This window comes from Pseudomonas sp. BW16M2 (assembly GCF_014268865.1).
Classification (GTDB): domain Bacteria; phylum Pseudomonadota; class Gammaproteobacteria; order Pseudomonadales; family Pseudomonadaceae; genus Aquipseudomonas; species Aquipseudomonas peradeniyensis.
The window spans coordinates 166,697-186,375 of record NZ_JABWRI010000011.1 but is presented as its reverse complement, the minus strand read 5'-3'; the positions used below and the strand labels follow the sequence as shown (position 1 = coordinate 186,375).

Genomic DNA, 19,679 nt, shown 5'->3' with positions numbered 1-19,679 from the left:
GGGAGGACCGCGCTGCAGGGCCCATCCTGGGCCCCAGCGCTTGACGGGCATCCATGCCCGTCACCTCCCTCCGCAAGGCCTGCGTTCGGCCTCCTGAAGTCGCGAAAGTACGGGCGGCGCCTGGGCTGACGCAGCTGTCGCTAGTGGGCTGTGGTGTTAATCTTCTGATCGCCAAAGCAAAGCCAAGCAAAGCCAAAGCCGGAGGCAGCACGCGTCAAAGGGCGTCGTGGCGAGCCAGCGCCCACTCCACGTGCTCGCGTACCAGCTCCGAAGGATCATCCCGCCGCGCGTTGAGCGCTTCCAACACGGGAATGGTCGAAGGCGCATTCCCCAGCCCCACCGCCAGGTTACGCAAAAACCGCTCATACCCCGCCCGCCGCAAGGGCGAACCCTCGGTGCAGCCGAGAAAACGCTTTTCATCCCACAGGAACAGCTCGGCCAGCTCGATATTGTCCAGCCCCCGGCGGGGCATGAAGTCGTCTTCGGTAGTGGTCTTGGCGAAACGGTTCCAAGGACAGACGATCTGGCAATCGTCGCAACCGAACACCCGGTTACCGATCAACGGCCGCAGTTCCAGTGGAATGGCACCGCGCAATTCGATGGTCAGGTACGAGATGCAGCGTCGGGCATCAAGCTGGTAGGCCCCGACGAACGCCTGGGTCGGGCAGATGTCCAGGCACGCCTGGCAGCGGCCGCAATGATCGCTGCCCTGCACGCCGTCGATCGGCAGCGGCAGGTCGACGAACAGCTCGGCCAGGAAGAAATAGCTGCCGGCCTTGCGGTTGAGCAACAGGGTGTTCTTGCCGATCCAGCCCAGGCCGGCCTCCTGCGCCAGGGCCTTCTCCAGCACCGGGGCGCTGTCGACGAAGGCACGGTAGCCAAAGGGGCCGATGGCCTCCTGGATGCGGTCGGCGAAGTGCTGCACGCGCTTGCGCACCAGCTTGTGGTAATCGCGGCCCAGGGCGTAGCGCGAGATGTAGGCCTTTTCCGGCTCCGCCAGGCGCTTGGCCATCTGCGTGTCGCCGGGCAGGTAGTCCATGCGCAACGAAATCACCCGCAGCGTGCCGGGGATCAGCTCGGCCGGGCGCGAGCGCTTGTGGCCATGGTCACCCATGTACTCCATCTCGCCGTTGTAGCCGGCGGCCAGCCAGCGCTGCAGGTGCTGTTCGTGTTCGCCAAGGTCGACGCCGGCGATGCCGACATGGGCAAAACCGAGTTCGCGGCCCCAATCCTTGATCGATTGGGCCAGTGAGGCGATGTCTGGGAGGTTGGCGGACATGGATGAACAAGCATTACAAGCGGAGGTGCGTATAATTCTGCCAGACATCGGAGCCTTTGACCCCATGCCTCAGACCAAACACCCCCCATTGCTGCTCAGCAGCCTGACCTTGGCCGGGCTGCCACCCCGCGCCGCCGACGCCCACAAGGGCGATTTTGGCCATGTGCTGGTGATCGGCGGTGACCTGGGCACCGGCGGCGCAGTCATGCTCAGCAGCGAGGCGGCGCTGCGTTGCGGCGCCGGCCTGGTCAGCGTCGCGACCCGTGACGAGCACGTCGGCGCAGGGCTGGCCCGCCTGCCGGAGGTGATGTGGCAGGGCGTGAGCTCGGCCAACCAGTTGCTCGGCCCGCTCGCACGGGCCACGGTGCTGGTGGTCGGCCCCGGCTTGGGCCAGGCGGCCTGGGGCCGCAGCCTGCTGTCGGCGGTGACCCCTGCGCATCTGCCGCAGGTATGGGACGCCGATGCCCTCAACCTGCTGGCCGCTGCGCCACTGGCGTTGCCCAGCGGCAGCATCCTCACCCCGCACCCGGGCGAGGCGGCGCGGCTGCTGGGCATCTCCACCGAGGCGGTGCAGGCCGACCGGCCGGGCGCCGCGCGCAAGCTGGCGCGGCGCTATGCCAGCGTCTGCGTGCTCAAGGGCGCGGGCACGCTGGTGGCCGACCCGGCCGGGCAGCTGGCGCAGTGCGGGCGAGGGCATCCGGCCATGGCCGGTGCCGGGCTGGGCGATGTGCTCAGCGGCGTGCTGGCGGCGTTGCTGGCCCAGGGGCTGGACGCCTGGCAGGCTGCGTGCCTGGGCGTATGGCTGCATGCCTGCGCGGGCGAGCGCCTGGGTGTCAAAGGCAGAGGACTGGCGGCCAGCGATCTGGTCCCGGTCATTAGAGCATTATTGGAGGAGCATTCAGCGTGTCAGGTGTAACCCTGTTTCTGGCCGACGAGCCAGCCACCGTCGCCTTTGGCGCCAAGCTGGCCGAAGTGACCCAAGGTCATGGCGTGATCTTTCTCGAAGGCGACCTGGGCGCCGGTAAGACCACGCTGTCCCGTGGCCTGATCCGTGGCCTGGGCCATGAAGGCCCGGTGAAAAGCCCGACCTTCACCGTGGTCGAACCCTACGAAATTGGCGACATTCGCGCCTTCCATTTCGACCTCTATCGCCTGGTCGATCCGGAGGAACTGGAGTACCTGGGCATTCGCGACTATTTCGAGGGTGATGCGCTGTGCCTGTTCGAATGGCCCGACAAAGGCGCGGGCGTTTTGCCAAAGCCCGACCTGACCATTACCATAAGCCCGCAAGCGGGCGGACGTTCGCTGAACCTGTCGCCGCAGGGGGCACGCGGCGAAGCCTGGTGTGCCGTTCTGGCCAAAGAATTCAAACAGTAAGTGGGGAAAGGTATGCGCATACGCGCACTGGTCGCCGTCGTTGGGCTGCTGCTGACCGCGGTGACCGTTGACGCTCTGGCCGTCACTCAAGTCAAGAGCATGCGCCTGTGGCGCGCTCCGGACAACACGCGGCTGGTCTTCGACCTGTCCGGGCCTGTGCAGCACAGCGTCTTCACCCTGACCGCACCCGATCGCCTGGTGATCGACATCAACGGCGCCACCCTGGGCGCGCCGCTGAACGTCTCCACCTCGAACACACCGATCACCAGCGTGCGCTCGGCCCAGCGCACGCCCACCGACCTGCGCGTGGTGGTCGACCTGAAGAAGGCCGTCTCGCCCAAAAGCTTCGTCCTGGCGCCGAACGCCCAGTACGGCAACCGTCTGGTGGTCGACCTGTACGACCAGGAAGCCGACGCCGTCGCCGCCAGCAACCCGACCCCGCCACCGACGCCGCAGCCACCGGCCACCACGCCGGCGGTGCCGGTCACCCCGGCGCAGCCGGCGATCAAGCTGCCGCCAGCCCCGGCCGGCAAGCGTGACATCGTGGTCGCCATCGACGCCGGTCACGGCGGCGAAGACCCGGGTGCGTCCGGCTCGCGCGGCCAGCACGAAAAAGACATCGTGCTGGATATCGCCAAGGAGCTGCAGCGCCAGATCAACTCCGAGAAGGGCTACCGCGCGGAGCTGACCCGGACCGGCGACTACTTCATCCCGCTGCGCAAGCGCACCGAGATCGCTCGCAAGAAGGGCGCCGACCTGTTCGTCTCGATCCACGCCGACGCCGCGCCGTCGAAGGCCGCCTTTGGCGCCTCGGTGTTTGCCCTGTCCGACCGTGGCGCCACCTCCGAGACCGCTCGCTGGCTGGCCGACACGGAAAACCGCTCCGACCTGATCGGCGGTGCCGGCAACGTAAGCCTCGACGACAAGGACCGCATGCTCGCCGGCGTGCTGCTCGACCTGTCGATGACCGCCACCCTCAGCTCCAGCCTCAACGTCGGGCAGAAGGTGCTGGGCAACATGGGACGGGTCACGCCGCTGCACAAGCAGCGTGTGGAGCAGGCCGGGTTCATGGTGCTGAAATCGCCGGACATTCCGTCGATCCTGGTCGAGACCGGGTTCATCTCCAATGCCAACGAGGCCGCCAAGCTGGCGACCCGCAGCCACCAGCAGGCGCTGGCGCGTTCGATCCACACCGGCGTGCGCCAGTTCTTCCAGCAGAACCCGCCACCAGGCACCTACATCGCCTGGCTGCGTGACAGTGGCAAGATCGCCCAGGGGCCGCGTGAGCACACTGTGCGACCCGGCGAGACCCTGGCGATGATCGCGGTGCGCTACCAGGTCAGCGTTGCCAGCCTGCGCAGCAGCAACAGCCTGAAGACCGACGAGCTCAAGGTCGGCCAGCACCTGGACATCCCCACCACCGCCCTGGCGTCCCAGCAATGAGTGGCGGCTCGCGTATCCAGCTGCTCAGCCCGCGGCTGGCCAACCAGATCGCCGCCGGCGAGGTGGTCGAGCGCCCCGCGTCGGTAGCCAAGGAGCTGCTGGAAAACAGCCTCGACTCCGGTGCCCGGCGCATCGAGGTCGAGGTCGAGCAGGGTGGCGTGAAGCTGCTGCGGGTGCGCGACAACGGCAGCGGCATCGCCCCGGACGATCTGCCGCTGGCCCTGGCGCGTCACGCCACCAGCAAGATCCGCGAGCTGGAAGACCTCGAAGGTGTGCTCAGCCTCGGTTTTCGCGGTGAGGCCCTGGCCTCGATCAGCTCGGTGGCACGCCTGACCCTGACCTCGCGCACCGCCGACGCCAGCGAAGCCTGGCAGGTGGAAACCGAAGGGCGCGAGATGACGCCACGGGTGCAGCCCGCCGCGCATCCGGTCGGCACCTCGGTCGAAGTGCGCGACCTGTTTTTCAACACCCCGGCCCGGCGCAAGTTCCTCAAGGCCGAGAAGACCGAGTTCGATCACCTGCAGGAAGTGATCCGGCGCCTGGCGTTGGCGCGCTTCGACGTCGGCTTCCACCTGCGCCACAACGGCAAGACCATCTTCAGCCTGCACGAAGCAGCCGACGAGATGGCCCGGGCCCGGCGCGTGGGCGCCATCTGTGGTCCGGGCTTCCTCGAACAGGCGCTGCCCATCGACGTCGAGCGCAACGGCCTGCGGCTGTGGGGCTGGGTCGGTCTGCCGACCTTCTCGCGCAGCCAGGCCGACCTGCAGTACTTCTTCGTCAATGGCCGCGCCGTGCGCGACAAGCTGGTCGCCCACGCGGTTCGCCAGGCCTATCGCGACGTGCTGTTCAATGGCCGCCACCCGACCTTCGTGCTGTTCCTCGAGTGCGACCCGACCGGGGTGGATGTCAACGTGCACCCGACCAAGCACGAAGTGCGCTTCCGCGAAGGGCGCACGGTCCACGACTTCCTTTATGGCACCCTGCACCGCGCCCTGGCCGACGTGCGCCCGGAAGACCAGCTCGCCGCGCCTGCCGCTACCAGCGAGATGCTTCGCCCGAGCGGCCTGCAGGCCGGCGAGTTCGGCCCGCAAGGCGAAATGCGCCTGGCGTCACCTGTGCTCGAGCAACCCCAGGGCGAGGCGCGTCCGGTCTTTTCCTCCGGCGGTTCTGGTGCCGGCTATCAGTACCAGTACAGCCCGCGCCCCGCACAGCCGGTCAATGTCGGCGAGGCCCAGGCGGTCTACCGCGAGTTCTACGCGCCGCTGGACAACGCCGCCGCCACGCCGAGCACGCTGCCGGAAAGCCAGGGCGACATCCCGCCGCTGGGCTACGCCCTGGCGCAGCTCAAGGGTATCTATATCCTCGCCGAGAACGCCGTGGGCCTGGTGCTGGTGGACATGCACGCCGCCCATGAGCGGATCATGTACGAGCGCCTGAAGGTGGCCATGGCCAGCGAAGGTCTGAGCGGCCAGCCGCTGCTGGTGCCCGAGTCGCTGGCGCTGAGCCAGCGTGAGGCCGATTGCGCCGAGGAGCACGCCCAGTGGTTCCAGCGCCTGGGCTTCGAACTGCAGCGCCTGGGTCCGGAAACCCTGGCGATCCGCCAGATCCCGGCGCTGCTCAAGCAGGCTGAGGCCAACCGTCTGGTCCAGGACGTGCTAGCTGACCTCATGGAATACGGCACCAGCGACCGGATCCAGGCGCACCTGAACGAGCTGCTCGGGACCATGGCCTGCCACGGCGCGGTGCGCGCCAACCGACGCCTGGCCATCCCGGAGATGAACGCGCTGCTGCGCGACATGGAAAACACCGAGCGCAGCGGCCAGTGCAACCATGGCCGGCCGACCTGGACCCAGATGGGCCTGGACGACCTGGACAAGCTGTTCCTGCGGGGCCGATGAGATGAGTGCGAAACCCCCGGCGATATTCCTCATGGGGCCGACGGCGGCCGGCAAGACCGATCTTGCAATCGAACTGACCAAGGTGCTGCCCTGCGAGCTGATCAGCGTCGACTCGGCGCTGGTCTATCGCGGCATGGACATTGGCACCGCGAAGCCCTCCAAAGCGCTGCTGGCGGCCCACCCGCACCGGTTGATCGATATCCTCGATCCCGCCGAAAGCTACTCGGCCAAGCGGTTCTGCACCGATGCCCTCGAGGCCATGGCCGAGATCACCGCGCGCGGCAAGATCCCGCTGCTGGTCGGCGGCACCATGCTTTATTACAAGGCGCTGATCGAGGGCCTGGCCGACATGCCGGCGGCGGACCCTGCGGTACGCGCCGAACTCGAGGCCCAGGCCGCCACACTGGGCCTGGCCGAACTGCACCGACAGCTGGCCGAGGTGGACCCGGAATCGGCGGCGCGCATCCATCCGAATGACCCGCAGCGACTGATCCGTGCGCTCGAAGTGTATCGGGTCAGCGGCCAGACCATGACCGCCCACCGTCAGCGTCAATTCGCGGAAAGTAGCGCTGCAGACGCAGGCGCGGGCGGGCATTTGCCCTATACTGTCGCGAGTTTGGCGATTGCTCCTACAGATCGTCACATTTTGCATCAGCGAATTGCGTTACGATTTTCGCAGATGCTGGAACAGGGCTTCGTCGACGAGGTCCGAACGCTGCGGGCCAGAAGTGACTTGCACGCGGAACTGCCGTCTATACGGGCAGTGGGCTATCGACAGGTCTGGGATTATCTCGACGGTCAGCTGACTGAGAATGAGATGCGAGAACGCGGTATCATTGCCACGCGCCAGCTGGCCAAGCGGCAGTTCACCTGGTTGCGCGGCTGGGAAGGCGTGCACTGGCTGGATAGCCTGGCCTGCGACAATCTGTCCCGCACCTTGAAATACCTGGGGACCGTCTCCATATTGAGCTGAGTCCCTGCCAAATGCCGTCTATTCTTGCGGACGGGCGGCATAATTTATCGATTTTCTTGATTTTCTACTATTGATCCTTACAGGAGTGCGGCATATGTCAAAAGGGCATTCGCTACAAGACCCTTACTTGAACACCTTGAGAAAAGAAAAAGTCCCGGTTTCGATCTATCTGGTCAACGGGATCAAGCTGCAGGGCCAGATCGAATCCTTCGACCAGTTCGTTGTGCTGCTGAAGAACACCGTCAGCCAGATGGTCTACAAGCACGCCATTTCGACTGTCGTACCTGCCCGTCCGGTTCGCCTGCCAAGCCCGTCCGATGCCGATCACGGCGACAGCGAGCAAGGCAACGCTTGAAAAAAGTAGGAGCCTGCATTGTTCTTTGAGCGCCACGGTGGTGGTGAGCGAGCGCTGCTCGTTCACTTGGAAGGTCAGAACCCTGAGGCGCGCGAAGACCCGCAGGAGTTTCAGGAGCTGGCGCTGTCGGCCGGCGCCGATATCGTCTCGCTGGTAACAGTGGCGCGGCATCAGCCCACCGCCAAGTTTCTGATCGGCAGCGGCAAGGTCGAGGAATTGCGCGACCTGGTCCAATCGGCCGAAGCCGACCTGGTGATTTTCAATCACACCCTCACGCCCAGCCAGGAACGCAACCTCGAACGTGTCTTCGAGTGTCGCGTGCTGGACCGTACCGGGCTGATTCTCGATATCTTCGCCCAACGGGCGCGTACTCACGAAGGCAAGCTGCAGGTCGAACTGGCCCAGCTCGAGCACATGAGCACGCGGCTGGTGCGCGGTTGGACCCACCTTGAGCGGCAGAAGGGCGGTATCGGTCTGCGCGGCCCGGGTGAGACCCAGCTGGAAACCGACCGCCGTCTGCTGCGGGTGCGCCTGCGTCAGATCAAGGCACGCCTGGAGAAGGTGCGCAGCCAGCGCGAGCAGGCTCGTCGCGGGCGCAAGCGCGCGGACATCCCGTCGGTGTCGCTGGTGGGCTACACCAACGCCGGCAAGTCGACCCTGTTCAACGCCCTGACCCAATCCGAGGTGTACGCCGCGGACCAGTTGTTCGCCACCCTCGACCCGACCTTGCGCCGGCTCGAACTGGCCGACCTGGGGCCGATCGTGCTGGCCGACACCGTGGGCTTCATTCGCCACCTGCCGCACAAGCTGGTCGAGGCATTTCGGGCTACGCTCGAAGAGTCGAGCAACTCCGACCTGCTGCTGCACGTGATCGACGCCCATGAGCCCGAGCGCATGGAGCAGATCGAGCAGGTGCTGGCGGTGCTGGGCGAGATCGGGGCCGAGAGCTTGCCGATCCTCGAGGTCTATAACAAACTCGACCTGCTTGAAGATGTCGAGCCGCAGATCCAGCGCGATGCCGATGGCAAGCCGCAGCGGGTCTGGGTATCGGCACGTGATGGACGCGGCCTGGAGCTGGTTGGCCAGGCAGTCGCCGAGTTGCTGGGGGACGATCTGTATGTCGGAACCCTGTGCCTGGAGCAACGGTTTGCCCGCCTGCGCGCGCAATTCTTTGCCCTGGGTGCCGTGCAGAGTGAAGAGCATGATGAAGAAGGGCGCAGCCTGCTGAGCGTGCGACTGCCCAGGGTCGAGTTGAATCGCCTGGTCAGCCGCGAAGGCATGGAGCCGCAAGTGTTTGTCGAGCAACACACTTTGCAATAAATGCCCGTCGAGGTCGTCGGGCAGCGGTGACAGGCATTCTGTAGCATTGGACGGCGCGCCGTGGGCGCGTCTTTGCTTTATCAGATGGAGAGCGCTATGGCTTGGAACGAGCCGGGTGGCAACTCGAACAATCAGGATCCCTGGGGCGGTCGCCGTAACGGCGGCGGCGGTGGTGGCGACAAGAAAGGTCCACCGGATCTGGACGAGGCCTTCCGCAAGCTGCAGGACAGCCTGAACGGCATGTTCGGCAGTGGCAAGAAACGCGGTGGCAGTGGCGACCGTAATATCGGCAAGGGCGGCAGCTACGGCTTGCTGGGCATCGGCCTGGCGGTGCTTGCGGCCATCTGGCTGTACAACGCCGTGTACGTGGTGGACGAGCAGGAGCAGGCCGTGGTGCTGCGCTTCGGCAAGTACTACGAGACCGTCGGTCCCGGCCTGAACATCTACTTCCCGCCGATCGACCGCAAGTACATGGAAAACGTGACCCGCGAGCGGGCCTACACCAAGCAGGGCCAGATGCTCACCGAAGACGAGAATATCGTCGAGGTGCCGCTGACCGTGCAGTACCGCATCAGCAACCTGCAGGACTTCGTGCTCAACGTCGACCAGCCGGAAGTCAGTCTGCAGCATGCCACCGACAGCGCCCTGCGCCACGTGGTGGGTTCCACCTCGATGGACCAGGTGCTGACCGAAGGCCGCGAGCAGATGGCCGTGGACATCCGCGAGCGTCTGCAACGATTCCTCGACACCTACCGCACCGGTATCACCGTCACCCAGGTCAACGTGCAGAGCGCGGCAGCCCCGCGTGAAGTGCAGGAAGCCTTCGACGACGTGATCCGCGCCCGTGAAGACGAGCAGCGTGCGCGCAACCAGGCCGAGTCCTACGCCAACGGCGTGGTGCCCGAGGCCCGTGGCCAGGCGCAGCGCATCATCGAGGACGCCAACGGCTACCGCGATGAAGTCATCGCCCGCGCCAAGGGTGAGGCCGACCGCTTCAGCAAGATGGTCGTCGAGTACCGCAAGGCGCCGGAAGTCACTCGCCAGCGTCTGTACATCGATACCATGCAGGAGGTGTACAGCAACTCCAGCAAGGTCATGGTGGCCACCAAGGACGGGCAGAACAACCTGCTCTACCTGCCACTGGACAAGATGGTCGAAGGCAGCCGCAACAGCGCGTCGGCACCGGTCAGCAGCGTTTCGCCGTCGGTCAACGACGCCGCCGCGCGCGCCGCGCAGGACCTGCAACAACAACCGCCGCTGCGTTCCAGGGAGAGCCGCTGATGAGCAATAAATCGCTGTTCGCCCTGATTGGTGCCGTGGTCGTGGCGATCGCCGCCTGGAACTGCTTCTACATCGTCTCGCAGACCGAGCGCGCGGTATTGCTGCAGTTCGGTCGCGTGGTCAAGGCCGATGTCCAGCCGGGCCTGCACGTGAAGGTGCCGTACGTGAACCAGGTGCGCAAGTTCGACGCCCGCCTGATGACCCTCGACGCCCCGACCCAGCGTTTCCTGACGCTGGAGAAGAAGGCGGTGATGGTCGATGCCTACGCCAAGTGGCGGGTCAAGGACGCCGAGCGCTTCTACACCGCGACCTCGGGCATGAAGCAGATCGCCGACGAGCGCCTGTCGCGTCGTTTGGAAAGCGGCCTGCGTGACCAGTTCGGTAAACGCACCTTGCACGAAGTGGTGTCCGGTGAGCGTGACGCGCTGATGGCCGATATCACCGCCTCGCTGAACCGCATGGCCAGTAAGGAGCTGGGTATCGAGGTTGTCGACGTTCGCGTCAAGGCCATCGACCTGCCGAAGGAAGTCAACCGCAGCGTGTTCGACCGCATGAGCACCGAGCGTGAGCGTGAGGCCCGCGAGCACCGCGCCAAGGGTAACGAGCTGGCCGAAGGTATTCGTGCCGACGCCGACCGTCAGCGCCGCGTGCTGCTGGCCGAGGCGTATCGCGAAGCGGAAGAGACCCGCGGTGATGGTGACGCCCAGGCGGCTGCCATCTATTCCAAGGCCTACAGCCAGGACGCCGATTTCTACGCGTTCTACCGTAGCCTGCAGGCCTACCGCGAGAGCTTCTCGAGCAAGAGCGACGTACTGGTCCTGGACCCGAAGAACGAGTTCTTCCGTTACCTGGACAAGAGCAAGCCCTGAGGTTGCTCTCATGACGGGGCGCCCCGTCTGGCAGCTAAAATGCCAGGCGGGGTGCATCCTGAATGAAAAGGGGTGTATGATGCGGCAGCCGGGAAATTCCCGGCTTTTTTGCGTCTGCAAGGTTGATCGGCCCATGGCTTGTTGACGGTTTGGTCAGGACGCAAGGCAATTCGAGGGTATTGGGTACGGTGGTTGCGCTGGGATCAGTGCTGCCCGCTATTGTGCGCCAATGCCTGCTTCACTCACGGCTCGCCTGCGGGCAGGCCGCCCGGACCAGAGGGGAAATGGCGTAATGGCAACGGTAGACCGCTGGCTGCTGCCAGATGGCATCGAGGAAGTACTGCCACCTGAGGCGGCGCGCATCGAGATCGCGCGGCGTCAGGTGTTGGACCTGTTCCAGAGTTGGGGTTACGAACTGGTCGTCACGCCGCATATCGAGTACCTGGAGTCGCTGCTCACCGGCGCCGGCCAGGACCTGGACCAGCGCACCTTCAAGGTCGTCGACCCGCAGTCCGGCCGCCTGATGGGCTTCCGTGCCGACTTCACCCCGCAGGTGGCGCGCATCGACGCCCACACCCTGCGCCGTGAGGGCCCGAGCCGCCTGTGCTACGCCGGCAGCGTGCTGCACGCGCAACCGCGTGCCCTGTCCACCTCGCGCAGCCCGATCCAGCTGGGCGCCGAGTTGTATGGCGACGCCAGCCCCACCAGCGATGTCGAGGTCATCAGCCTGATGCTCGCCACGCTGCAGCTGACCGATGTGCCGGATGTGCACATGGACCTTGGCCATGTCGGTATCTACCGCGGCCTGGCCCGTGCCGCCAACCTGTCCGGCGATGTGGAGCAGCAGCTGTTCGACGCCCTGCAGCGCAAGGCGGTCGACGAAGTGCAGGCGCTCACCGCCGATCTGCCGAAGGACCTGGGCAACATGCTGCGGGCCCTGGTCGAGCTGTGCGGCGGCCGTGAAGTGCTGGCCGAAGCCCGTGTGCGCCTGGGCCGCGCCCCGTCCAGCGTGCTGGCGGCGCTGGACGACCTGCTGGCAATCGCCGATCGCCTGGCATCGCGTTACCCGGATCTGCCGTTGTACTTCGACCTCGGCGAGCTGCGCGGCTACAACTATCACACCGGCGTGGTATTCGCGGTGTTCGTGCCGGGCGAAGGTCAGTCGATCGCCCAGGGCGGTCGCTACGACGACATCGGCGCCGATTTTGGCCGGGCGCGCCCGGCCACCGGATTCTCCACGGATTTGAAGACCCTGGTCACACTGGGGCGAGCGGAGGTCGTATTGCCTGCTGGCGGCATCTGGATGCCCGACAGCAGCGATGCGGCCCTCTGGCAGCAAGTCTGCCAGTTGCGCAACGAAGGCCAGCGTGTGGTCCAGGCCCTGCCTGGCCAGCCGTTGAGTGCTGCCTTCGAAGCGGATTGTGATCGGCAATTGATTCAGCAAGACGGGCGCTGGCAGGTTCTGCCGCTGACCCATTGAGATTCTTCGCCGGCAGTGGGCCGGCAACCAAGTTGCGTGAATGAGGACAAGTGTTATGGGTAAGAATGTCGTCGTCCTGGGCACCCAGTGGGGTGATGAGGGCAAAGGCAAGATCGTCGATCTGCTGACCGAACATGCTGCCGCCGTAGTGCGCTACCAAGGTGGCCACAACGCGGGCCACACCCTGGTGATCAACGGTGAGAAGACCGTTCTGCACCTGATTCCCTCGGGCATCCTGCGTGAAGGCGTGCAGTGCCTGATCGGCAACGGCGTGGTCGTTGCTCCCGACGCCCTGATGCGTGAAATCACCAAGCTGGAAGAGAAGGGCGTGCCAGTGCGCGAGCGCCTGCGCATCAGCCCGGCCGCCCCGCTGATCCTGTCGTACCACGTGGCCCTCGACCAGGCCCGTGAGAAGGCCCGTGGCGAAGCCAAGATCGGCACCACCGGCCGTGGCATCGGCCCGGCCTACGAAGACAAGGTGGCTCGTCGCGGCCTGCGCGTGGGTGATCTGTTCCACCGCGAGCGTTTCGCCGCCAAGCTCGGTGAGCTGCTGGACTACCACAACTTCCAGCTGGTGAACTACTACAAAGAGCCGGCCATCGACTTCCAGCAGACCCTGGACGAGTGCATGGCCTACGCCGAGCAGCTCAAGCCGATGATGCTCGACGTCACCGCCGAACTGCACAACCTGCGCCGCGCCGGCAAGGACATCATGTTCGAAGGCGCCCAGGGCTCACTGCTGGACATCGACCACGGTACCTACCCGTACGTCACCAGCTCCAACACCACCGCCGGCGGCATCTCCACCGGTTCCGGCGTTGGCCCGATGTACCTGGACTACATCCTCGGCATCACCAAGGCCTACACCACTCGCGTCGGTTCCGGTCCGTTCCCGACCGAACTGTTCGACGAGACCGGCGCCACCCTGGCCAAGCGTGGCCACGAGTTCGGCTCGACCACCGGCCGTGCCCGTCGTTGCGGCTGGTTCGACGCCGTCATCCTGCGTCGCGCCATCGACGTCAACAGCATCTCGGGCATCTGCCTGACCAAGCTGGACGTGCTGGACGGCCTGGAAACCATCAACATCTGCGTGGGCTACAAGAACGAGAACGGTGCCGTTATCGACGCGCCGTCCGATGCCGACAGCTACATTGGCCTGGAGCCGGTATACGAAGAGATGCCGGGCTGGAGCGAGTCGACCCTGGGCGTGAAAACCCTGGAAGAGCTGCCGCAAGCCGCACGCAACTACATCAAGCGCATCGAGGAGCTGGTCGGCGCGCCGATCGACATCATCTCGACTGGCCCGGACCGCAACGAGACCATCGTGCTGCGTCATCCGTTCGCCTGATCTGCCGCCTCGGTAGTTGATCGAACGCCGCGCCCCCGCAAGGGAGCGCGGCGTTTTTTTTCGCCTGGTGCCTGTGGCGGCGATGGGGCCGGTGCGGGTGAGTGCAGGCCGTCAGACGAAGCAGAGCGATAGCGGTTCGGCGATGTAGGCGGGTTTTTCTTCGCCCTCGATCTCGAGGGTGACGGTGGCCTTGAGCAGCCATTGTCCCGGTTTCTTCTCGGTGGCGTCGGTCAGGTCGACCTTCAGTCGTACCTGGCTGTCGACCTTCACCGGCTGGATGAAACGCACGCTGTCCAGGCCGTAGTTGACCACCATCTTCAGCCCTTCGGGCAGCACGAGGATATCTTCCATCAGCTTGGGGATCAGCGACAGGGTGAGGAAGCCATGGGCGATGGTGGTGCCGAACGGCGTCTTCTTTGCCTTCTCGGGATCGACGTGGATGAATTGGAAGTCGCCGGTGGCCTCGGCGAACAGGTTGATGCGTTGCTGATCGATCTTCAGCCAGGCGGAACGTCCCAGTTCCTTGCCAACGTACTGCGAAAGCTCTGTAACGGGTACATAGGGCATCGCGACATCTCCAGATTGTCATTTGGTACGAGTGTGCAAGATCAGCACGGCGAACCGTTTCAGTCAAGTTGCCCGCTTTTCGCCGAATATCGCCTTATAGGCAGATGCTTAGCGTGCTTATAATGGTCGCCATGCTCTGAGGGAGGTCCATATGCTGTTGCGTGGTTTGACCTGGCTGGTGCTGTTCCAGTTGCTGGGGACGGCGATCAACCACCTGATCCTGCCCATCCTGCCCGGGCCGATCATCGGCCTGTTGCTGCTGATGGCCTTCCTGATGATCCGTGGCGAGGTCGGCGAGCCGCTCAACGAGGCCGCCGGCAGCCTGTTGCGCTACCTGCCGCTGCTGCTGGTGCCGCCGGCGGTGGGGGTGATGGTCTATGCCAGGGACATCGCCGCCGACTTCTGGGCCATCGTCGGGGCCTTGCTGATCTCCTGCCTGCTGACCCTGGTGTTCGTCGGCGTGCTGATGCAGAAACTCATCCACCGTCAGGGCAAGCGCGAGGAGCAGCCATGATCCTCGACTGGCACGGCGCGCTCGAGGCGGTCATCCACCATCCGTTGTTCGGCATCGGCATCACCCTGGCCGCCTACCAGTTGGTGCTGGCGGGCTACGAGAAGACCCGCTGGATCTTCCTGCAACCGGTGCTGGTGTCGATGCTGGTGGTGATCGGCATCCTCCTGGCCTGCGGCATCGACTACGCCGAATACCGCAAGAGCACCGAGATCATGAACATCCTCCTGGGGCCGGCCACCGTGGCCCTGGCGGTGCCGCTCTACCTCAACCTGCGGCGTATTCGACAGCTGTTCTGGCCGACATTTACTACGCTGGTAGTCGGAGGCCTGTTCGCCACCGTGGCGTGCCTGGTGCTGGGGTGGTGGTTCGGCGCCGAAAGGATGATCCTGATGACCATGGCGCCGAAGTCGGTCACTTCGCCGATCGCCATGCTGGTGGCCGAGCAGATCGGCGGGGTGGCGGCGCTGGCCGCGGTGTTCGTGCTGATCACCGGGGTGATCGGCGCGATCTTCGGCCCTGCGCTGTTGACCCGTTGCGGCGTGCTCAGCCCCGAGGCACGGGGCATGGCGCTGGGGGTGACCGCCCACGCGGTGGGCACTTCGGTGGCCTTGCAGGAAAGTGACGAATGCGGCGCCTTCGCCGCGCTGGCGATGAGCCTGATGGGAGTGGCCACGGCGGTGTTCCTGCCGTTGGCGGTCAGCCTGGTGGCTTGAGGAATCGAGATGACGTTACCGCTGTTTCCCCTCAATACCGTGCTGTTTCCCGGTTGCCTGCTCGACTTGCAGATCTTCGAGGCGCGCTATCTGGACATGATCGGCCGCTGCATGAAGCAGGGCGCCGGTTTCGGCGTGGTGTGCATCCTCGAAGGCGAGCAGGTGGGCAAGGCGCCGCCGGTGGTGGCCTCGGTCGGCTGCGAGGCGCTGATCCGCGACTTCGTGCAGCAGGACAACGGCCTGCTGGGCATCCGTGTCGAGGGCGTGCGGCGGTTTCGCGTCGAGCGGACCGAGGTGCAGAAGGACCAGCTGATGCTCGCCGAGGTGCAATGGTTGCCGGACCTGGCGGACAGCCCGCTGGTGGAGCAGGACGACGACCTGCTGGCCTTGCTGCTGGCGTTGGGCGAGCACCCGATGGTCGAGGCACTGGGCATGCCGCGCGACGTGGACGGGCGCCAGTCGCTGGGCAACCAGCTGGCCTACCTGCTGCCGTTCATGGAAGAGGACAAGCTCGACCTGCTGGCCATCGATTCGCCACAGCTCAGGCTGGAGGCGATCCAGGCGTTGCTCGAGCGGATCCAGGGCGAGTTGTTCGCCTGATCAGGCTTGCACCCGCCGCGACTCATACGATCCCTGTAGGAGCGACACAAGGCCGCTCCTACAGGGTTTTGCGATAGCGTCAGTACTGGTAACGCAACAACGCCTTGGGCAGCGCATGCAGGGCAAAGAACGCCAGCAACGCGACGCACGCCGGCAGCACCAGCCACCACACCCGCTGCGGCAGCGCTACCAGCGGCTGGCGATGCTGCACCAGGGTCAGGCTTGCCGCGCACACGCAGCACGCCAGCAATGCCCCGGCGAGGATGTCGGTCGGCCAGTGCGCCCCGAGGTACACCCGCGACAAGGCGATCGCCAGCGCCGGCAGGCAGCCCAGCATGACCCAGGTCAGGCGCATGCGCGGCGGCTGGCCGCGTCCGGCCAGCACTGCCAGCACCAGAAAGAAGGCGAACGACGCCGAACTGTGGCCGCTGGGCATGCTGTAGCTGGTCAGCGGATCGACCAGCACTTCCGGACGGGCGCGGGCGAACAGCCACTTCAAGGTGCCGTTGGCGGCTGCGGTGCCGATCAGCGTCGCGCCGGCGAACAAGGCATGGCGCCATTGCCGGGCCAGCAGCAGCAGGCCGGTTAGCAGGCCGCCCAGGAAGAACTGGGTGCGGAAGTCGCCCAGGCGGGTGACCAGCACCACGGCGCCGTCGATCACCTGGCTGCGGTGTTCCTGGACCAGGGTCATCACGCCCTGGTCGAACTCGCTCAGGTACGGCCAGCCGATGAACAGCGCGGCCACGGCCAGGCCGCTGACGGCGGCGATCAGCCGGGTGCCATGGCGTTGGTCGCGAATGCTGGTGCTCAGGCTCAGGCCGATCAGCACCGCCAGGGTGCCGACGACGATCCCGGCGTCCAGCCAGAACCCTTCGGGCAGTGGCAGGCGCATGGCCGCGCCGGTGGCCCAGCCCGGCAGCAGGTAGGCCACCGACCAGCCGGCGCCGGCCACCAGGCTCACGGCGATGAAGCGCGGCAGCGGCATGTCGAACATGCCGGCGACCATCGGCAGCATCGGCCGCAGCGGGCCGATGAAGCGGCCGACCAGCAGGCTGGCGATGCCGTAGCGCTGGAAGTACGCTTCGGCGCTGCCGATCCATTCCGGGTGGCTGCGCAGCAGCGGCAGACGCCGGATGTTCTGGTGGAAGTACTTGCCGATGCCGTAGGAGATCGCATCGCCCAGCAGGCCGCCGAGGAAGCCCAGCAGCAGGGTCTCGCCGAGGCTGAAGGCACCGCTGCCGGCCAGCACGGCGACGGCGAACAGCAGCACGGTGCCGGGCACGATGATGCCGGCGATCGCCAGGCATTCAACGCAAGCCACGATGAAGATGGCCAGGCCCAGCCACTGCGGGTTGGCGCCAAGCCAGGTGGTCAGGCTGTCGAGCCATTGGCCCATGGTTCAGTTTCCTTGTTCGAGCATGAAGAAGTCTTTCCCTTCGACCTGGCCGCGGCGCAGCGGGTTTCGGGTGCAGAAGCGCGCGTAGTCGGCATCGACGAAGCGGTAGGGCAGGTGTTCGTCGCGGCCGTGGGGGATGCCCAGGCGGGTGGTCTGGATCACCCGTGGCACCGGGATGCCGCAGTCCTCGACATACAGGCGTTCGGGGTCGAAGCGCCGGGCGTCCCAGTGCGGCACCTTCAGGCCCATGGCCCGGCACAGCAGGGTCTGACCGTTGCACAGGCGCTCGGGCGGGCGCAGGTTGCCGCTGGCATCGGGGTTGTTCAGCTGCATCCGCGCCAGGCTGTTGGCGTCGGAGATGGCGTCGGTCCAGGGATAGGCGGACTTGATCAGTACCGCGTTGCCCGGGCCCTGGGCGCTGAAGTTCAGCGAGTCGCCGCCACGGGCGTAGTACATGTAGATGTGCCCGCCATCGAGGAACAGCGCCTTGCGCTTCTCGGTGAACCCCAGGGAGGCGTGGCTGCCCTTGTCGGTCAGGTAGTAGGCCTCGGTCTCGATGATCCGCGCCGCCAGCCAGAGATCGCCGTGGCGATGGCGGATGACCTTGCCCAGCAGTTCGCGGGCGAGGGTCTGGGCGTCGCGGTCGAAGAAGCTGTTGGGCAAGGCCCGGGCCGGGCAGGGGGCTGGGACGGACATACGCGCGGTTCGTGGCTGTGAAGGCGGCGATGATAGCAATGAATGGCTTAATCGAGGCTGAATCAGATTGACGCCATCGCGGGGCAAGCCCGCTCCCACGACGAAGCCTGGACAGCGCGGCTGGCCTGGGGGCAGGCTTGCCCCGCGATGAGGCCGAGGTGTTTTTCGATATGGGTGGTTACATCTTTCCCACGCATACCCAGCAAGCATTTCCTACCATCCGCCACCCGCCGCTGGGCGTACCCGAGCGCTCCAGTTATAATCAGCCGATTTCCCCTTTGCCAAGACACCGAACCCATGACCGAGTCCGTTCTTGACTACATGACCCGCCTGGGTCGCGCCGCCCGTGAGGCCTCGCGGGTGATCGGCCGTGCCAGCACCGCGCAGAAGAACCGCGCCCTGCAGGCCGCCGCCGATGCCCTCGACGCGGCCCGCGACGCGCTCACCGCAGCCAACGAACAGGACCTGGCCAACGGTCGCAAGAACGGCCTGGAGCCGGCGCTGCTCGACCGCCTGGCGCTTACCCCGGCGCGCATCGACGGCATGATCACCGGCCTGCGCCAGGTGGCCAGCCTGCCGGACCCGGTCGGCGCCATCCGCGACATGAGCTACCGCCCGTCGGGCATCCAGGTCGGCAAGATGCGCGTGCCGCTGGGTGTCATCGGCATCATCTACGAGTCGCGTCCCAACGTGACCATCGACGCCGCGAGCCTGTGCCTCAAGTCGGGCAACGCCACCATCCTGCGCGGCGGCTCCGAGGCCATCCACTCCAACCGCGCCATCGCCGTCTGCATCCAGCGCGGCCTGGCCGAGGCCGGCCTGCCGCCGGCGGTGGTACAGGTGGTCGAGACCACCGACCGCGAGGCCGTGGGCGCGCTGATCAGCATGCCGGAGTTCGTCGACGTGATCGTCCCGCGCGGCGGCCGTGGCCTGATCGAGCGCATCAGCCGCGACGCCCGGGTACCGGTGATCAAGCACCTGGACGGCATCTGCCATGTCTTCGTCGATGCCCATGCCGACCTGGACAAGGCCTGGCGCGTGGCCTTCAACGCCAAGACCTACCGCTACGGCATCTGCGGCGCCATGGAGACCTTGCTGGTGGACCAGGCCGTGGCCGAGCGCTTCCTGCCGGAAATGGCCCGCCGCTTCCACGACAAGGGCGTCGAACTGCGCGGCTGCGAGCGCACCCGGGCGATCATCGACGCCAAGCCGGCCAGAGAAGACGACTGGCACACCGAATACCTCGACGCGATCCTGGCGATCCGCGTTGTCGACGGCCTGGAGCAGGCCATCGAGCACATCAACCACTACGGCTCGCACCACACCGACTCGATCATCACCGAGCACCAGGGGCAGTCCCGGCGTTTCATCGCCGAAGTCGACTCGGCGTCGGTCATGCTCAATACCCCGACCTGCTTCGCCGACGGTTTCGAGTACGGCCTGGGCGCGGAGATCGGCATCTCCACCGACAAGCTGCACGCCCGCGGCCCGGTCGGTCTGGAAGGCCTGACCTGCGAGAAGTACGTGGTGATCGGCGACGGCCAGCTGCGCGGTCAGGAGTCGTGCTGAG

Annotated in this window: 19 protein-coding genes; 15 read left to right on the top strand and 4 right to left on the bottom strand. The window is 65.8% G+C overall.

The window, feature by feature from the left end; all coding sequences use genetic code 11:
- Positions 1 to 214: 214 nt before the first annotated feature.
- Positions 215 to 1,279, bottom strand: coding sequence for a tRNA epoxyqueuosine(34) reductase QueG (queG, locus tag HU735_RS12995; RefSeq protein ID WP_186713836.1), 1,065 nt, complete (start codon positions 1,277 to 1,279; stop codon positions 215 to 217).
- A gap of 64 nt (positions 1,280 to 1,343) precedes the next feature.
- Between queG and HU735_RS12990 the strand changes: the two genes are divergently transcribed.
- The 11 genes from HU735_RS12990 (at position 1,344) to HU735_RS12940 (ending at position 13,623) form a co-directional block, all read left to right on the top strand.
- Entirely contained in the window at positions 1,344 to 2,195 is an 852-nt protein-coding gene (locus tag HU735_RS12990) for an NAD(P)H-hydrate dehydratase (RefSeq protein ID WP_186713835.1), read from the top strand.
- Positions 2,183 to 2,656 carry a tRNA (adenosine(37)-N6)-threonylcarbamoyltransferase complex ATPase subunit type 1 TsaE gene (tsaE, locus tag HU735_RS12985; RefSeq protein WP_186713834.1) on the top strand — a complete coding sequence of 158 codons (474 nt, stop codon included), beginning with the start codon at positions 2,183 to 2,185 and terminating at the stop codon, positions 2,654 to 2,656. Before HU735_RS12990 ends, tsaE begins: the two co-directional genes overlap by 13 nt.
- Before the next feature lie 12 nt (positions 2,657 to 2,668).
- Positions 2,669 to 4,099, top strand: a complete 1,431-nt coding sequence (locus HU735_RS12980) for an N-acetylmuramoyl-L-alanine amidase (RefSeq protein WP_050707079.1) — start codon at positions 2,669 to 2,671, stop codon at positions 4,097 to 4,099.
- A complete protein-coding gene (gene mutL, locus HU735_RS12975; protein ID WP_186713833.1) occupies positions 4,096 to 5,997 on the top strand; it encodes a DNA mismatch repair endonuclease MutL in 1,902 nt (633 codons plus the stop codon). The genes HU735_RS12980 and mutL overlap by 4 nt, the downstream gene beginning before the upstream one ends.
- A 1-nt stretch (position 5,998) precedes the next feature.
- Complete coding sequence (gene miaA, locus HU735_RS12970; RefSeq protein ID WP_186713832.1) at positions 5,999 to 6,970, top strand: tRNA (adenosine(37)-N6)-dimethylallyltransferase MiaA; 972 nt, start codon at positions 5,999 to 6,001, stop codon at positions 6,968 to 6,970.
- Between the two features lie 94 nt (positions 6,971 to 7,064).
- Positions 7,065 to 7,325: an RNA chaperone Hfq gene (hfq, locus tag HU735_RS12965; protein WP_028688261.1), complete on the top strand. Its 261-nt coding sequence runs from the start codon at positions 7,065 to 7,067 to the stop codon at positions 7,323 to 7,325.
- An 18-nt stretch (positions 7,326 to 7,343) separates the two neighbouring features.
- Entirely contained in the window at positions 7,344 to 8,645 is a 1,302-nt protein-coding gene (gene hflX / locus HU735_RS12960) for a ribosome rescue GTPase HflX (RefSeq protein ID WP_186713831.1), read from the top strand.
- A gap of 96 nt (positions 8,646 to 8,741) precedes the next feature.
- A complete protein-coding gene (gene hflK, locus HU735_RS12955) occupies positions 8,742 to 9,926 on the top strand; it encodes an FtsH protease activity modulator HflK (RefSeq protein WP_186713830.1) in 1,185 nt (394 codons plus the stop codon).
- A complete protein-coding gene (hflC, locus tag HU735_RS12950; protein WP_186713829.1) occupies positions 9,926 to 10,795 on the top strand; it encodes a protease modulator HflC in 870 nt (289 codons plus the stop codon). The genes hflK and hflC overlap by 1 nt, the downstream gene beginning before the upstream one ends.
- A 292-nt stretch (positions 10,796 to 11,087) precedes the next feature.
- Positions 11,088 to 12,275: an ATP phosphoribosyltransferase regulatory subunit gene (locus tag HU735_RS12945; RefSeq protein ID WP_186713828.1), complete on the top strand. Its 1,188-nt coding sequence runs from the start codon at positions 11,088 to 11,090 to the stop codon at positions 12,273 to 12,275.
- 55 nt (positions 12,276 to 12,330) lie between these two features.
- Positions 12,331 to 13,623 carry an adenylosuccinate synthase gene (locus tag HU735_RS12940; protein WP_028688256.1) on the top strand — a complete coding sequence of 431 codons (1,293 nt, stop codon included), beginning with the start codon at positions 12,331 to 12,333 and terminating at the stop codon, positions 13,621 to 13,623.
- Between the two features lie 111 nt (positions 13,624 to 13,734).
- Here HU735_RS12940 and HU735_RS12935 read toward each other — a convergent pair whose 3' ends face one another.
- Positions 13,735 to 14,190 carry a MaoC family dehydratase gene (locus tag HU735_RS12935; protein ID WP_028690377.1) on the bottom strand — a complete coding sequence of 152 codons (456 nt, stop codon included), beginning with the start codon at positions 14,188 to 14,190 and terminating at the stop codon, positions 13,735 to 13,737.
- 151 nt (positions 14,191 to 14,341) lie between these two features.
- On the opposite strand from HU735_RS12935, the gene HU735_RS12930 reads away from it, so the two are divergent.
- From HU735_RS12930 to HU735_RS12920, 3 genes are read left to right on the top strand one after another with little or no spacing between them, the layout of a single operon-like run.
- Positions 14,342 to 14,704 carry a CidA/LrgA family protein gene (locus HU735_RS12930; RefSeq protein WP_186713827.1) on the top strand — a complete coding sequence of 121 codons (363 nt, stop codon included), beginning with the start codon at positions 14,342 to 14,344 and terminating at the stop codon, positions 14,702 to 14,704.
- The gene (locus tag HU735_RS12925; RefSeq protein ID WP_186713826.1) at positions 14,701 to 15,417 is read left to right on the top strand and encodes an LrgB family protein; all 717 of its coding nucleotides are present in this window, start codon (positions 14,701 to 14,703) and stop codon (positions 15,415 to 15,417) included. The genes HU735_RS12930 and HU735_RS12925 overlap by 4 nt, the downstream gene beginning before the upstream one ends.
- A gap of 9 nt (positions 15,418 to 15,426) precedes the next feature.
- Positions 15,427 to 16,017, top strand: coding sequence for an LON peptidase substrate-binding domain-containing protein (locus HU735_RS12920; RefSeq protein ID WP_186713825.1), 591 nt, complete (start codon positions 15,427 to 15,429; stop codon positions 16,015 to 16,017).
- A gap of 79 nt (positions 16,018 to 16,096) precedes the next feature.
- Here HU735_RS12920 and HU735_RS12915 read toward each other — a convergent pair whose 3' ends face one another.
- Positions 16,097 to 17,413, bottom strand: a complete 1,317-nt coding sequence (locus tag HU735_RS12915; protein ID WP_186713824.1) for a bifunctional DedA family/phosphatase PAP2 family protein — start codon at positions 17,411 to 17,413, stop codon at positions 16,097 to 16,099.
- Positions 17,414 to 17,416: 3 nt separating this feature from the next.
- Positions 17,417 to 18,109, bottom strand: coding sequence for a DNA-3-methyladenine glycosylase (locus HU735_RS12910; protein ID WP_186713823.1), 693 nt, complete (start codon positions 18,107 to 18,109; stop codon positions 17,417 to 17,419).
- Positions 18,110 to 18,406: 297 nt separating this feature from the next.
- Here HU735_RS12910 and HU735_RS12905 point away from each other — a divergent pair, with 297 nt between their 5' ends.
- Positions 18,407 to 19,678, top strand: coding sequence for a glutamate-5-semialdehyde dehydrogenase (locus tag HU735_RS12905; RefSeq protein ID WP_186713822.1), 1,272 nt, complete (start codon positions 18,407 to 18,409; stop codon positions 19,676 to 19,678).
- Position 19,679 lies beyond the last annotated feature (1 nt).

Bases quoted from the DNA above. Each gene is read 5' to 3' on its own strand.
- queG (WP_186713836.1), bottom strand. From the start codon at position 1,279: ATGTCCGCCAACCTCCCAGACATCGCCTCACTGGCCCAATCGATCAAG.
- HU735_RS12990 (WP_186713835.1), top strand. From the start codon at position 1,344: ATGCCTCAGACCAAACACCCCCCATTGCTGCTCAGCAGCCTGACCTTG.
- HU735_RS12980 (WP_050707079.1), top strand. From the start codon at position 2,669: ATGCGCATACGCGCACTGGTCGCCGTCGTTGGGCTGCTGCTGACCGCG.
- mutL (WP_186713833.1), top strand. From the start codon at position 4,096: ATGAGTGGCGGCTCGCGTATCCAGCTGCTCAGCCCGCGGCTGGCCAAC.
- miaA (WP_186713832.1), top strand. From the start codon at position 5,999: ATGAGTGCGAAACCCCCGGCGATATTCCTCATGGGGCCGACGGCGGCC.
- hfq (WP_028688261.1), top strand. From the start codon at position 7,065: ATGTCAAAAGGGCATTCGCTACAAGACCCTTACTTGAACACCTTGAGA.
- hflK (WP_186713830.1), top strand. From the start codon at position 8,742: ATGGCTTGGAACGAGCCGGGTGGCAACTCGAACAATCAGGATCCCTGG.
- hflC (WP_186713829.1), top strand. From the start codon at position 9,926: ATGAGCAATAAATCGCTGTTCGCCCTGATTGGTGCCGTGGTCGTGGCG.
- HU735_RS12945 (WP_186713828.1), top strand. From the start codon at position 11,088: ATGGCAACGGTAGACCGCTGGCTGCTGCCAGATGGCATCGAGGAAGTA.
- HU735_RS12940 (WP_028688256.1), top strand. From the start codon at position 12,331: ATGGGTAAGAATGTCGTCGTCCTGGGCACCCAGTGGGGTGATGAGGGC.
- HU735_RS12935 (WP_028690377.1), bottom strand. From the start codon at position 14,190: ATGCCCTATGTACCCGTTACAGAGCTTTCGCAGTACGTTGGCAAGGAA.
- HU735_RS12930 (WP_186713827.1), top strand. From the start codon at position 14,342: ATGCTGTTGCGTGGTTTGACCTGGCTGGTGCTGTTCCAGTTGCTGGGG.
- HU735_RS12925 (WP_186713826.1), top strand. From the start codon at position 14,701: ATGATCCTCGACTGGCACGGCGCGCTCGAGGCGGTCATCCACCATCCG.
- HU735_RS12920 (WP_186713825.1), top strand. From the start codon at position 15,427: ATGACGTTACCGCTGTTTCCCCTCAATACCGTGCTGTTTCCCGGTTGC.
- HU735_RS12915 (WP_186713824.1), bottom strand. From the start codon at position 17,413: ATGGGCCAATGGCTCGACAGCCTGACCACCTGGCTTGGCGCCAACCCG.
- HU735_RS12910 (WP_186713823.1), bottom strand. From the start codon at position 18,109: ATGTCCGTCCCAGCCCCCTGCCCGGCCCGGGCCTTGCCCAACAGCTTC.
- HU735_RS12905 (WP_186713822.1), top strand. From the start codon at position 18,407: ATGACCGAGTCCGTTCTTGACTACATGACCCGCCTGGGTCGCGCCGCC.